Here is an 11,833-nt window from a genome sequence, read left to right on the forward strand (position 1 = left end):
GGGGGCGGGGTGGTGGGGGGCGGCTGGGCTAAAGCCGAAAGACCCAACGCCAGCAGCAGCCCCAGCAGGACTCGAGCCAAGGCGCTCACAGCACCTCCAGCCCGACTTTTCGCAGCATGTCCCTGAGTGCCGCTTCGCTGACCGGACCGGCGTGGCGCAGCAGCACCTTGCCCTGGGTATCGATCACGAAGGTCTCGGGGACGCCGTAGGTGCCGTAGTCCACCGCCAGCGTGCCCTTGGGGTCGAAGACGCTGGGAAAGCTCAGGCCGTACTCCTGGATGAACTCCAGCGCCTTGGCCTCGCTGTCCTGCACGTTGATGCCCACGATCAGGAGCCGGTCGCGGTAGTGTCGCCAGTAGCGCTCCAGCAGCGGGGCCTCGTCGCGGCAGGGCAGGCACCAACTGGCCCAGAAGTTGACCAGGATGGGCCGGGAGCCTACTTGCTGGCTCAGCTCGAGCCTCTCGCCCCACTCCGCGCGGTAGGGCTTCAGCAGCGGCAGGGTGAAGCCGGGGGCGGCCTTCCCCACCAGCACCGAGGGCAGGGCGTTGGGGTCAGGGCGCTGCAATCCCCACCAGAACAGCCCGCCCAGCGCCAGGATCAGCAGCGGCCAGAAGCGCCTCATGCCGTAGCTCCTCCCGCGGTTCGCTCACGCTGAGGCTGAGGGCTGGGCCAGAGGATGTAGAGCGTTCCGAGGGCGATGATGCCCCCGGCGATCCACAACCACAGCACCAGCGGCGTGACCACCAGCTTGAGCGTGGCCCACTGTCCTCTCTCGGTGTCGAAGGCTTGCAGGATGAGGTAGTAGTCGTTGTAGAGGGTGTACTTGAGGTCGGGGGCGGCCAGCCCCTGGTTGCCCATCTGGGGGTAGAAGTTGAGGCGGGTGGTGTAGGTGCCGTCGGCCCACAGGCCCCGGCGGTCCACTGCCCGCATCTCGACGAGGGCGTACACCGACTGGCGGTTGCCCTGGTCTTCCACCCCCACGTTACGTAACCGCAACTCGACGCCGGCGGTCTGCCAGCTCTGGCCGAGGTTGAGGGTTTTGGCCTCCTCGAAGCGGTAGGTCTGGCTGAAGGCGATGGCCACGGCGGCCAGGGCGAAGCCTACGTGCACGATGTGGCTGCCGAAGCGACGGCGCGAAGAGGAGGCGAGCTCGAGGAAAGCCTTCCAGCGCGAGATGCCCAGGGCCCTCGAGCGCTCCTTCACCCCCTGGTCAATCATCACTCCCACGGCGCAGAGGTTGTAGGCCAGCAGGCCCAAGCTGAGGGAGACGCCCAGCGTCAGCCTCAGCAGCAGCCCCAGCGCCGTGCCCACCAGCAGGGCCGAACCCAGGAGGAGGAGGTTACGGCGGATTTGGGGCCCAGCGTTGCGCCAGGGCAGCACCGGGCCGATCCCCATCAGCAGCAGTGCGGCCACGCCCATGGGGGCTGATACCTGGTTGAAGAAGGGCGCGCCGATGGAGACCTTGGCTGCGCTCAGGGCCTCCACCACCAGCGGCCAGAGGGTGCCGATCACCACCACGAAGGCCATGGTGCCAAACAGCAGCGAGCCCGCCAGCAAGGCCCCTTCACGGCTTTTCCAGCGCACCTCGCCCGCGTCGCGCACTTCGCCGCTGACCTTGCTCAACAGGCCCAGCCCCACGACCAGCACCCCCAGCAAGAAGACCAGGAACAGAGCACCCACCGGGCCATCCGCGAAAGCGTGCACCGACTGGATGACGCCCGAGCGGGTCAGGAAGGTGCCGAACACCGTGGCTGCGAAGGCCAGGGTGATGTAAGCGAAGTTCCAGGGCTTGAACATGCCCCGCCGTTCCTGCACCTGCGTGGTGTGTAGAAAAGCCGTCGCCAACAGCCAGGGGATGAAGGAGGCGTTTTCTACCGGGTCCCAGGCCCAGTACCCGCCCCAGCCGAGGATCTCGTAGCTCCACCAAGCTCCGGCGAAAATAGCGGTGCTCAGGAAGCCCCAGGCCACCAGCGTCCACCAGCGCGTTTCGAAGATCCAGCTCTGGAAGCGGCGGGCTACCATCGCGCTCAGCGCGTAGGCGAAGGGTACCGACAGCCCCACGAAGCCTAGGTACATCAGCACCGGGTGTACCGCCATCATCCAGTGGTTTTGCAGCAGGGGGTTGGGACCGCGCCCGTCGGCGGGCGGGTTGGGCAGCGCGTCGAAGGGGTGGGCCACGAAGACCATCACGGCGAAAAAGAAGACCTGGATGGCGAACAACACCCCCAAGGCCACCGGGGCCCGCCAGGGATCGAGGAGGGGCGTGGTGCTGGCACTCTTGAAGCCCCCGGCGTCCACCCGCCTCGAGACCAGCCAGGTATACAGCGTCTGCAAGGTGCCCCACAGCAGGATGGAGCCCTCGAGCGCGGCCCAGGGCGTCACCAGCGTCACCCACAGGGGATCTTTGACCGAGTGGTGCAGCGCCACGTACCGCACGCTGAAGTCGTGGGTCAGCAGGGCCCACTCCAGCGCTCCGAAACTCGTCAGCGCGGCCAGGAGGGCCATCGGCGCGACCCGCCGGGCGGCCTCGAGGTAGCGCCGGTCCTGCGCCCACAGGGCCAGGCCAGCCAGCACCAGCCCCACCAGCGAGAAGACCAGCGTGGCCAGCAGGGCGATTCCGCCCAGCAAGCCAGGGGTCACGGCCACCTCCGGCGCCGGAGATCGGGCAACGGGTTACGGGTTACGGGAAAGGCCCAGGCGAACCGATGCCCGCTCACTTCGCCTCCTCGATCAGCTTGCGAATCTGCTCGGGCGTGTAACCTTCCTTGGGGGCCTGATAGCCCTCGGAGTGCTTGACCAGCAGGTTGGTGCTGACGAAGGTGCCTTCCTGGAAGCGGCCTTCGACCACCACCCCTCGGTTCTCGCCAAACAGGGCCGGGGGGGTGCCCTTGGCCTGCACGGGGAATTCGCTCACGCCATCGGTGACGACGAAGCGCAAATCCAGGGTGTCCTTGTCGTAGTTGACCGTTCCGGCCTTGACCAGCCCACCCAGCCGCACCTGGCGACTTTGGCAGGTGGCCTGATTTTGCAAGCACTCGCTGGGGGTATAGAAGTACACCAGGTTCCGCCCAAGCCCCCCGAAGATCAGGTAAGCCAGGGCTCCTACCACCACCACGATGCCAATGATGTGTTTGGGTTTCAATTAAACCTCCGTGGAAAGATGCCGATAGCCGGTAGCCACTCGCGTTCGACGTTTGGCTTCACTTCTCCCGCCTGTAGCGCCACAACAAGTAGCCCAGATAGCCCAGCAGTGTGGCGTACCCGATGACGTAGGTCCACACCACGAACGGGTTGAAAGGGTTTTGCAGGATGCTGTTGTCCATGGTCACCCCCTTAGCCCGCCTGAGGGCTCAGCTCCTGTTTCGCCGATTCGCGCTCGGCCAGTAAGCCGCGGATCCTCACGAAAGCCAAAAACAGCAGGCTGAGTGCGAGGATGTTGACCAGCAGGGCGGGCAGCATGGCGGGGTCGAAGTTGCTGCGGCCCGTGGTGAGGTCGAAGGTCTGGGTCTGGTGCAGGCTGCGCCACCACTTGACCGACATGTAGGTGATGGGCACGTTGATCGCCCCCAGGATGCTGATGGCAGCGGAGGCCTTGGCCCTGAGTTCGGGGTCTTCGATGGCGCTTCGCACCACGAAATAGCCGATGTAAACCACCAGCAGGATCGCGAAGGTGGTCAGGCGCGGCTCCCAGGTCCAGTAGACGCCCCACGTAGGCCGGCCCCACAGCATTCCGGAGATCAGGGTCAGGCTCAAAAACAGCAGCGCAACCTCGATCACCGCCGTCGCCATGCGGTCGTAGTGGGCCTTGCCCCTGGCCAAGTAGAGGATTGAGTAGGCCACCGCTACGAAAAGCGAAACCATGCCCACCCAGGCCGAGGGCACGTGCAGGAAGATGATGCGGTAAACGTGCCCCTGCTCGGTAGCCGGCGGGGCGGTGAAGGCTAGGAAAGCACCAATCCCCAGCGTCAGCAAGCCCAGGCTCAGCGAAGCCAGGGTCAGGATGTCCATACGTTTGCTTTGACTCATGGCAGTCTCCTTGATCTTCTTACGCCATTCTCGGACAAGACAGATGTGAGGACTACCCCCACGGTGAACACTCGAGGTCAGCCTCCCCTTGAGCCTGGCTCGAGCCCGGTCACGCTATCCTTCCAGAACATACGGGAAAAGCAGCCCACACAGGGTCAGGTAAATGACATCGAAGACCAGCAACAGCCGCCACCACTCGGCCACCTCGCCCAGCGGCAGGCCCTCCATCAGCAAGGTGGTAGCCCGCACTGAGGCCAGGATCACCGGCACCACTACCGGGAAGAGCACCAGAGGCAGCAGTGCTTCGCGCCCGCGCAACCGGGCCAGCATCCCGGCGTAGAAGGTGGACACAGAAGCATAGCCGACGCTTCCCAGCACCAGCGTGACCAGGATGCCGGGCAAGGTCGCAAGGGGCAAGTAGAAAAGTCCCGCCGTCAGGAAAAGCAGCACCAGGCCGACGGCCAGCAGCAGAAGAAGCTGAAAAAGCAGTTTGCCGTAGTAGATCCACTCGCGGCTGCCGGGGATGAGCAACAGGTCGTCGAGGGTGTTGTCCTCGACCTCCAGGCCAAAAGCCCGCCCCGCCAGCAGGCTTCCGGCGAAGGCCAGCGCCACCCACAGCACCCCCGGAGCAGCCTTGCGCAGCTCGTCCTGGTTGGGGCCGAGGGCCAGCCCCAGGATCAGCAGCATGGTGAAAAGAAAGAACACCGCCGCCAGGAGCCCGGTGCGCCCGCGAAGCTCGAGGGTGAGGTCGCGCAGGGCCAGCCAGAAGATGCGGGTGAGGAGGGTCATGGCGTGCACGTCGAAGGCCCGACGCCAAACACCGAACGCAAAAAGCCCATGGCGTAGGGCGTAGGGCATGGGGTTGAGAGTCGGTTGGGAATCGAGCGAGCAAGAAGCATCAGCATGGCGTTTTCAGGTGATGGGGGAGAGCTCGAGCGTTCGGGTGGCGAGGCGCTGGACCCAGTCTCGGTCATGGGTCGCCAGGACCACACCCCCGGACGTTCTGGCTTCGAGGATGAGGGCCTCGAGCAGTTCGCGTCCCTGCGCGTCGAGTGCGGCTTCGGGCTCGTCGAGCAGCCAGATCTCGGGCCGCAGCAGCCGCAGCCGGGCCATCGCCAGGCGCTTTTTCATGCCGCTGGAGTAGCCCAGCACCGGCTTGCCCGCGGGCAACCCCACCGCCTTGAGGGCGGCGGCGATGGTGCTGGCCCTGGGCGTGTGGCCCTCCAGCCGCAGTGCATAGCTCAGGTTCTCCTCCCCGGTGAAGTGCCGGTGAAAGGCCGGGGGATTGGCCAGCAGCCCGACCTTGCCCTGCCGTCTGATTTGGCCTCCGCTGGCCCGGATCAGCCCGGCCAGAAGCCGCAGCAGTGTGGTCTTGCCCACTCCGTTGGGCCCCAGCAGGGCCACGACCTCGCCGGCCTCGAGGCGAAAATCCAGGTCGCGAATCACCCAGTCGCGGCCATAGCGCTTGGAGAGGGATTGGGCCTCGAGCAGGGGACTCATCGGGGGCTTAGCCTAAACGAGCCGGAGCGATCTGCACAAGGAGCAGACGGGCGTCACCTGCCCAAGAAGCCGTTCTCGAGGTCCAAGAGCCACTGCGGGGTGATCTTGAGCAGGTAGCTGTTGAGGATGGTGAACTGGTTGGTGACGAGCAGCACGCCGATGAGCACCAGCACCACCCCGGCGGTGATCTCGAAGGCGTGGGAAAGCCGGGCGGCGCGGCGTAGGAAACCCCGCACGCGGTCGGCGAAGAGTGCGACCAGTAGGAAGGGGATGGCCAGGCCCAGCACGTAGGCCAGGAGGGGGGAGACCCCGCCGCCCGCGGCGGTCAGGGTGTAGATGGCCCCCAGCACCGGGCCGATGCAAGGGGTCCAGCCCAGGCCCAGCACCACGCCCAGCACGAAAGCCCCCCAGGGGGTCTGGGTGTCGCCCTGGTAGCGCAGGCTGACGGCCCGGGTCAGGAAGGCGGGCTTGAGTCCCAGCATGTACAGGCCGAACAGGACTAGCACCACCCCCCCGATCTTGCTCAGCAGGTCGCGGCTGCCCAGCAACAGGCTGCCCAGCAAGGTGAAGGGTAGCCCCAGCAGGACGAAGATCGCGCTGAAGCCTAGCACGAAGAACAGGGCATTGCGGATCGGGCGCCCCTTGTCGCCTCCGAGGTAGAGCAAGTAGGTCGGCACCAGCGGCAGCACGCAAGGGGAGAGGAAGGAGAGCATTCCGGCCAGGAAAGCGATAGGCAGGCTCATACGACTGGATCTACGCTAGGCCATCGCCAGGAGGACGTGTGTACCCTGACTGACCTTGAGGCACGCATTTGGGTGGGAGGGGTTAGATTGAAGTCATGAAGATCTACACCAGGACCGGTGACCAGGGCGAAACCGGGCTCTACGGGGCGGAGAGGGTTCCCAAGGATCACCCTCGAGTTGAGGCCTATGGCACGGTGGACGAGGCCAACAGTGCCATCGGGGTAGCCAGGGCCGCCTTGGGCGAGAGCCACCCCGACATCCAGGTCGACCTCGAGCACATCCAGAACGCCCTCTTCGACCTCGGGGCCGACCTCGCCACCCGCTTTGGCGGCCCCTACGAGAAGAACCTGGTCCGCATCGACGCAAAGGACGTGGAGGGGCTCGAGGCCCTCATCGACCGCTACCAGGAAGAAGCCCCCAAGTTCACCGGCTTCATCCACCCCGGCGGTCACGCGGCAGCGGCAGCCTTGCACCTAGCCCGCACCGTCGTGCGCCGGGCCGAGCGAAGGGTGGTCGAGCTGATGCATACCGAGGAGGTCAACGCCGAGGCCATGCGCTACCTCAACCGCCTCTCCGACCTGCTGTTCACCCTCGCCCGCGTGGTCAACCAGCGCGAGGGCTTCGCTGAAGAGAAATGGCTGGTCAAGAAGCGTCGATAACCGATGGTCGATGGCCATGCGTAACATGCGCATCATCAGTCTGACGGGCTCCAACACCGAGATCGTCTGGGCACTGGGCTGCCTCGACCGGTTGGTGGGGGTGGACGACCACTCCGATTTTCCCCCCGAAGTCAGGCAGCTACCCCGCGTTGGTCCCGATCTTCAGATTGACCTGGACAAGGTCGAGCGCCTCGAGCCCGACTTGGTGCTGGCCAGCCTGAGCGTGCCGGGCATGGAGCGGGTGGTGCAGGGCCTGGCCGAGCGGGGGATTCCCCACCAAGTACTCGACCCCGAGAGCTTGCAGGACGTGTATTCCGACATCCGTCAGGTGGCGCAGTGGCTCGAGGTGCCTCGCCAGGGGGAACACGTGGTGGGGGCCATGCGCTGGATGATCGCCCAGGCCAGGGGGAGCCTGCCGCGCTGGGTCCGGCCTCCGAGGGTGATGGTGGAGTGGTGGCCCCGCCCCATGGTTGCCGCGGGTCGGCGCAGTTGGGTGACGGGGCTGCTCGAGGCGCTGGGGGCCGAGAACGCCTTTGCCCATCTGGACGTGCGCTCCAAGCCCCTCACTCCAGAGGAGGTGGAGGCGGCTGCGCCCGACCTGATCACGGTTTCCTGGTGCGGGGTGCGCAAGCTGCGCCCCGAAGTGGTGCTGAAGCGCGAACTGGACGTTCCCGCCCTCCGCTACCGGCAGGTTTTTCCCCTCGAGGAAGCCTACCTGGGTCGTCCCGGTCCCCGGCTGGCCGAGGGGGCCAAACGCCTGGCCGAACTCCTGGCCCAGTCCCCTTACGCCTGGGGGGTGAGCCGATGAACGCGCTCAAGGTGGTCACGCTGTGGGTGCGCCCCCCCGAGGAGCACGCCCTGCCCGAGGCGAAGGAGACGCTCCAGGCGCTGTTGTCGGAGTTTTACGCCAGTTACCCCGAGTACGAGGGTTGTGTGGTGTTCTCCCAGTCGCCGCGCTGGCCGCGCTACGTCTTCGTCTATACCCACTCCGGTTGCAGCGGCCTGTTGCCCGAAGCGGGCCAGTACTTGCAGGGCCTGCTCGAGCAAGCCTTCCAGGGCAGCGAGGTGCGGGCTTACGGGCGTCGGTGGTCGCTCGAGCGCTGAGAACCCTCGACCCCTTACGCGGCTCTACCGCGCCCTGAACACGCTCAGCGTTCCCCCCCGCCTCAGCGTTCCGCTGCCGACCACCAGGCCCGATTGGGGCCAGGCCAGCCCGTAGACCGGACGCACGAAGCCGTCGAGGGTTTGCGTCAAGGTGCCCTCGTTCACCTCCCACAGGCGCACCGTCTTATCCCAGCTGGCACTGGCGAGTTTGCTGCCGCTGACGTCCCAGGCCAGGGCCTGCACGGCGCTAGTGTGGCCCTCGAGCGTGTGCAGAGCTTTCCCGCTTTGCGCTTGCCACAACCTAACGCTGCCCTTGAAGCCGCCGGTGGCCAGGACCGTGCCTTTGGGATCGAGGGCGAGGGCGTAAAGCGGCCCCTGCCCGGTGAACACCCGCCGCAACTCCTGCCCCCGTACGTTCCACCAGGCGATGGTCTGGTCGGCGCTGGCACTGACGAAGTTCTCACCCACCCAGGCCAGGCCCGTCACGTCGAACTCGTGGGCGCGCCAGTCCAGCAAGAGCTTGCCGCTGCGCCACTCCCACAACTTGATCACCTCGTCGCGCCCGCCGCTCACCAGGCCCCTGCCTGCTGGGTGCCATGCCAGGGCCGAAACCCCACCGTCGTGGCGGGACAGCGTCTGGACCGGCCTCCCGCTGGCGACCTCCCAGATGCGGATGGTGCCGTCGGCGCTGCCGCTGGCGAGGTGGCGGCTGTCAGGGGAGAAGGCCAGCACGCTGACCTCGAGTTCGTGCCCCCGTAGCCTGTGCAGCACCCGTCCTTGGCTGTCCCACAGCCAGACTTCCTTGTCGCGCCCGCCACTGGCCAGATAACGCCCGTCGGGGCTGTGCGCCAGGGCGCTGACCGAGGCGGCGATGGGCTCGAGGGTCCTCACCAACCTTCCCCCGGCGCTCCACAGCCTGGCTCGCCCGTCGTCGTGGCCGCTGATCACCCCCCCCTCCGGGCTCCAGGCCACGCACAGCACCGAACTGCTCTGCCAGCTTCGCACGGGCCGACCCTCCTCGTTCCACACTGCAATTTTGCCGTCCTGGCCGCCGCTGAGGAGCCACTGGCCCGCCGGGTTCCAGGCCAGGGCGCTGACCAACTGACTGTGGGCCTGGATCTGTCCTCTAGGTCGCCCCTCGAGGTCCCACAGCCGGATCACCCCTTCGCGGTCGCCTGTCGCCAGCAGCCCCTTGGGGCTCCAGTCGAGCGAATGAACTCCCTGCGGCCCCAGCAGAGGCAGAGGGCGGGCCGACTGGGTGTGCCACAACTCGACCCCCTCGAGCCCCCCGCTGGCGAAGTGCTTTCCATCCGGGGCGAAAGCCAGGCCGTAGATCCAGCCCCCTGCGGCGTAAGTGCGCAGGGTTTGGCCCCCCAGGTTCCAAAGCCGTACCTCGCCGTCGGCGCTGCCGCTGAGCACACTGCGCCCGTTGGGGCTAAAGCGCAGCCCCCAGACCTCGCCCGAATGGGCCTGGTAGGTGCGAAGGGCCAGGCGCTCCTCGGGCTTCCACAGCCACACGGCGTTGTCGGCGGCCCCGCTGGCGAGCAGGGTGCCCTCGGGGTTGTAGCTCAGCGAGCGCACGGTGTCCCGGTGGCCGCTCAGCAGGCCGCGTGGCCGTCCATCCACGCCGAAGAGCTGAATGTAGGCATCGGCAGCCAGGGCCAGGGTTTGCCCGTCCGGGCTCAGCGCCATTGCCGCGACCGGGCCATGGTGGCCCTGAAGCGTGCCCGCCGGAGAGAGCGAGGCGGCCCAGGCCAGTCCGAGCAGGGGAAGCCAGAAGAGTTGTCGCATCGCCTACAGCTTAGCCTCAGGTGGGTAGGCCTCGAGGCTCCACTGACGGGGGAGGGTTGGGGTCGTCTAAAGGGTGGAGGGCTGGAGTCTTGACTGTGGGAGGGTAATATAGAGGACGTGCAACAAAGGTTGCTGACCCTGCTCAGCGAACAGTTTCAGCCCAGCCGGCGCCTGGGAGAGCAGTTGGGCATCGAGCGCGACCAGGCCCGCTACTTGGTGCAGCGGCTGATCCACGAGGGCTATCCCATTGAAGTCTCCAAGGCCCTGGGAGTACGGGTGGAGCCGGGAACCCCCCTGCCGCAGGTGCTCGAGCCCCTGTTGCGGGGAAGCTTTGGCAGGCCTTACCGCTACTTGGGCCACACCACCAGCACCCAGGACGTGCTGCGTCAGTGGGCTGAGGATGGGGCTCCTGAGGGAGCAGTGGTGCTGGCCGAGCGCCAGAGCGCGGGCCGCGGGCGGATGGGCCGTCCCTGGATCAGCACACCGGGCTCCTCGCTCACTTTCTCTTTGCTGTTGCGCCCGCGAAGCCCCATCGCCCTGCTGCCGCTGGCGGTGGGGGTGGCCTTGCGCGAGGCGGTGGGCTTGGGCGGGCTCAAGTGGCCCAACGACCTGCTGGCCCCTGACGGGCGCAAGCTGGCCGGGATTTTGGTCGAGGCCAGGGTGGGGACCTCCTCGCCCGGCCTGGTAATCCTGGGGATAGGGCTCAACGTCCGGCCCCCGGTGCCCCCGGGAGCGGCGGCGCTGAGCGAGTTTGGTCCCGTGAACCGCGCCGAGTTGCTGGCGCGGCTCCTCGAGGAGCTGGAAAACCAATACGAGAACCTCTCCAAGCCCGAGCGCATCCTGGAGGACTGGAAGAAGTACAGCGTCACCCTGGGTCAGGAGGTGACGGTCAAAACGCCCAGGGGCGAATTGCGGGGCAGGGCCCTGGACCTAGCCGAGGATGGGGCCTTGGTGGTAGAGTCTCAGGGCGCAACCGAGCGAATCGCCGCCGGTGACGTGTCTCTCATCGGCAGATTAGGAGGCTAAGTGATGAACCCAATGAACCCTACGCAAAGCCTGCCCTACACTCCGCTGCTCAAGACCCTCCTCCCCACCCGCAGCGCGCTGCGTGACCTGCTGCTGGTGCTGGGCGGCAGCCTGTTCGTGGCGCTGTGCGCCCAAGCTTCCATCCCCCTCCAGCCCGTGCCCATCACCCTGCAAACCCTGGGCGTGCTGCTGGTGGGTGCGGCCCTAGGCAGCCGCCTGGGCTTCCTGGCCCTGGTGGCGTACCTGCTCGAGGGCCTGGTGCTCCCGGTCTTCGCCGGGGGTAAAACCTGGGCCGCGGTTACCTTCACCGCCGGTTACCTCGTCGCCTTCCCGCTGGCCGCCTTCCTGGTGGGCTTCTTGGTCGAGCGCTTCGGCACCGACCGCAGCTCCTGGAAAACCCTGGCGGCCATGCTGCTGGCTAACCTCCTGATCTACGCGCTGGGCCTGCCTTGGCTGGGCTACATGCTGGCGCAGATTGGCAAATACACCGGACTTCAGGGCCTGCTGCAAGCCGGGATGATTCCCTTCCTCATCGGCGACCTGGTCAAGGCCATCATCGCTGCCGCCCTGCTGCCTGCGGCTTGGAGGCTCATCGGGCGCAGGTGAGCTGCTCGAAGGCCGAAAGACGCTGATCTAAAGTGCGCCAGACGCTAAACGCCAGGAACCTCAGGTTGCCGGTGTTTGGCGTCTGGCGTTTTGCTGCCCTGACATACAGGGTAGGGCATCCGACAACCTCTCACCCCTGGGGCCCCTGATCGCCCCCTGCCTCGTCCTCCGGCGCCTGGCTCGAGCGGCCTCGAGCCAGCCCGCGCAGGAGCAGAGGCATCAACGCCTTGTACAGCAGCGTAGCCAGCAGGCCGAAGGGCAGGCTCAGCAGCAGCGCCATGAGCAACCCCTGGGATTGGGCCCGTGCCCCGGCCACCACTAATGCCACCGTCGCGCCCAGCATCAGCGCTTCGCGCCAGGAAACCTTGAAGTCCATTT

Annotated in this window: 15 protein-coding genes; 5 read left to right on the forward strand and 10 right to left on the reverse strand. The window is 66.6% G+C overall.

From position 1 onward, the window contains the following. Window positions 1–85 precede the first annotated feature (85 nt). The 8 genes from Mrose_RS11850 to Mrose_RS11880 form a co-directional block, all read right to left on the reverse strand. On the reverse strand, window positions 86–622 hold the full coding sequence (locus Mrose_RS11850; protein ID WP_119278505.1) for a TlpA family protein disulfide reductase: 537 nt from the start codon (window positions 620–622) through the stop codon (window positions 86–88). Then, window positions 619–2,640, reverse strand: a complete 2,022-nt coding sequence (locus tag Mrose_RS11855; RefSeq protein WP_119278555.1) for a heme lyase CcmF/NrfE family subunit — start codon at window positions 2,638–2,640, stop codon at window positions 619–621. The genes Mrose_RS11850 and Mrose_RS11855 overlap by 4 nt, the downstream gene beginning before the upstream one ends. A gap of 73 nt (window positions 2,641–2,713) precedes the next feature. After that, window positions 2,714–3,142, reverse strand: a complete 429-nt coding sequence (ccmE, locus tag Mrose_RS11860; RefSeq protein ID WP_119278507.1) for a cytochrome c maturation protein CcmE — start codon at window positions 3,140–3,142, stop codon at window positions 2,714–2,716. Between the two features lie 58 nt (window positions 3,143–3,200). After that, a complete protein-coding gene (locus tag Mrose_RS19665; protein ID WP_275052662.1) occupies window positions 3,201–3,323 on the reverse strand; it encodes a hypothetical protein in 123 nt (40 codons plus the stop codon). A gap of 10 nt (window positions 3,324–3,333) precedes the next feature. Then, the gene (gene ccsA, locus Mrose_RS11865) at window positions 3,334–4,026 is read right to left on the reverse strand and encodes a cytochrome c biogenesis protein CcsA (protein ID WP_119278509.1); all 693 of its coding nucleotides are present in this window, start codon (window positions 4,024–4,026) and stop codon (window positions 3,334–3,336) included. A 114-nt stretch (window positions 4,027–4,140) separates the two neighbouring features. After that, a complete protein-coding gene (locus tag Mrose_RS11870; protein ID WP_119278557.1) occupies window positions 4,141–4,815 on the reverse strand; it encodes a heme exporter protein CcmB in 675 nt (224 codons plus the stop codon). Window positions 4,816–4,938: 123 nt separating this feature from the next. Beyond that, window positions 4,939–5,526, reverse strand: a complete 588-nt coding sequence (locus Mrose_RS11875) for an ABC transporter ATP-binding protein (protein ID WP_119278511.1) — start codon at window positions 5,524–5,526, stop codon at window positions 4,939–4,941. Window positions 5,527–5,579: 53 nt separating this feature from the next. Next, the gene (locus tag Mrose_RS11880) at window positions 5,580–6,269 is read right to left on the reverse strand and encodes a cytochrome c biogenesis CcdA family protein (protein ID WP_119278513.1); all 690 of its coding nucleotides are present in this window, start codon (window positions 6,267–6,269) and stop codon (window positions 5,580–5,582) included. A gap of 95 nt (window positions 6,270–6,364) precedes the next feature. Between Mrose_RS11880 and Mrose_RS11885 the strand changes: the two genes are divergently transcribed. From Mrose_RS11885 to Mrose_RS11895, 3 genes are read left to right on the forward strand one after another with little or no spacing between them, the layout of a single operon-like run. Beyond that, complete coding sequence (locus Mrose_RS11885) at window positions 6,365–6,928, forward strand: cob(I)yrinic acid a,c-diamide adenosyltransferase (protein WP_119278515.1); 564 nt, start codon at window positions 6,365–6,367, stop codon at window positions 6,926–6,928. A 10-nt stretch (window positions 6,929–6,938) separates the two neighbouring features. Next, window positions 6,939–7,736 (forward strand): cobalamin-binding protein, encoded by a 798-nt coding sequence (locus Mrose_RS11890; protein WP_245969869.1) that lies wholly within the window; start codon window positions 6,939–6,941, stop codon window positions 7,734–7,736. After that, window positions 7,733–8,032, forward strand: a complete 300-nt coding sequence (locus Mrose_RS11895; protein ID WP_119278517.1) for a hypothetical protein — start codon at window positions 7,733–7,735, stop codon at window positions 8,030–8,032. Before Mrose_RS11890 ends, Mrose_RS11895 begins: the two co-directional genes overlap by 4 nt. A 24-nt stretch (window positions 8,033–8,056) precedes the next feature. Here Mrose_RS11895 and Mrose_RS11900 read toward each other — a convergent pair whose 3' ends face one another. Then, complete coding sequence (locus tag Mrose_RS11900) at window positions 8,057–9,823, reverse strand: WD40 repeat domain-containing protein (RefSeq protein ID WP_119278519.1); 1,767 nt, start codon at window positions 9,821–9,823, stop codon at window positions 8,057–8,059. Window positions 9,824–9,940: 117 nt separating this feature from the next. On the opposite strand from Mrose_RS11900, the gene Mrose_RS11905 reads away from it, so the two are divergent. Next, window positions 9,941–10,849: a biotin--[acetyl-CoA-carboxylase] ligase gene (locus Mrose_RS11905; protein ID WP_119278521.1), complete on the forward strand. Its 909-nt coding sequence runs from the start codon at window positions 9,941–9,943 to the stop codon at window positions 10,847–10,849. 12 nt (window positions 10,850–10,861) lie between these two features. Continuing rightward, window positions 10,862–11,455, forward strand: a complete 594-nt coding sequence (locus tag Mrose_RS11910; protein WP_119278523.1) for a biotin transporter BioY — start codon at window positions 10,862–10,864, stop codon at window positions 11,453–11,455. Between the two features lie 130 nt (window positions 11,456–11,585). Here the strand turns inward: Mrose_RS11910 and Mrose_RS11915 are convergent, their stop codons facing one another. Further along, on the reverse strand, window positions 11,586–11,831 hold the full coding sequence (locus Mrose_RS11915) for a hypothetical protein (protein WP_119278524.1): 246 nt from the start codon (window positions 11,829–11,831) through the stop codon (window positions 11,586–11,588). Between the last annotated feature and the right edge of the window lie 2 nt (window positions 11,832–11,833).

Origin of the sequence: Calidithermus roseus (genome assembly GCF_003574095.1) — a bacterium.
In the GTDB taxonomy this organism is placed as follows: domain Bacteria; phylum Deinococcota; class Deinococci; order Deinococcales; family Thermaceae; genus Calidithermus; species Calidithermus roseus.

Coding starts and splice junctions, on each gene's coding strand:
- Mrose_RS11850 (WP_119278505.1), bottom strand. CDS start 622: ATGAGGCGCTTCTGGCCGCTGCTGATCCTGGCGCTGGGCGGGCTGTTC.
- Mrose_RS19665 (WP_275052662.1), bottom strand. CDS start 3,323: ATGGACAACAGCATCCTGCAAAACCCTTTCAACCCGTTCGTGGTGTGG.
- ccsA (WP_119278509.1), bottom strand. CDS start 4,026: ATGAGTCAAAGCAAACGTATGGACATCCTGACCCTGGCTTCGCTGAGC.
- Mrose_RS11870 (WP_119278557.1), bottom strand. CDS start 4,815: ATGACCCTCCTCACCCGCATCTTCTGGCTGGCCCTGCGCGACCTCACC.
- Mrose_RS11875 (WP_119278511.1), bottom strand. CDS start 5,526: ATGAGTCCCCTGCTCGAGGCCCAATCCCTCTCCAAGCGCTATGGCCGC.
- Mrose_RS11880 (WP_119278513.1), bottom strand. CDS start 6,269: ATGAGCCTGCCTATCGCTTTCCTGGCCGGAATGCTCTCCTTCCTCTCC.
- Mrose_RS11885 (WP_119278515.1), top strand. CDS start 6,365: ATGAAGATCTACACCAGGACCGGTGACCAGGGCGAAACCGGGCTCTAC.
- Mrose_RS11890 (WP_245969869.1), top strand. CDS start 6,939: ATGGCCATGCGTAACATGCGCATCATCAGTCTGACGGGCTCCAACACC.
- Mrose_RS11895 (WP_119278517.1), top strand. CDS start 7,733: ATGAACGCGCTCAAGGTGGTCACGCTGTGGGTGCGCCCCCCCGAGGAG.
- Mrose_RS11900 (WP_119278519.1), bottom strand. CDS start 9,823: ATGCGACAACTCTTCTGGCTTCCCCTGCTCGGACTGGCCTGGGCCGCC.
- Mrose_RS11910 (WP_119278523.1), top strand. CDS start 10,862: ATGAACCCTACGCAAAGCCTGCCCTACACTCCGCTGCTCAAGACCCTC.
- Mrose_RS11915 (WP_119278524.1), bottom strand. CDS start 11,831: ATGGACTTCAAGGTTTCCTGGCGCGAAGCGCTGATGCTGGGCGCGACG.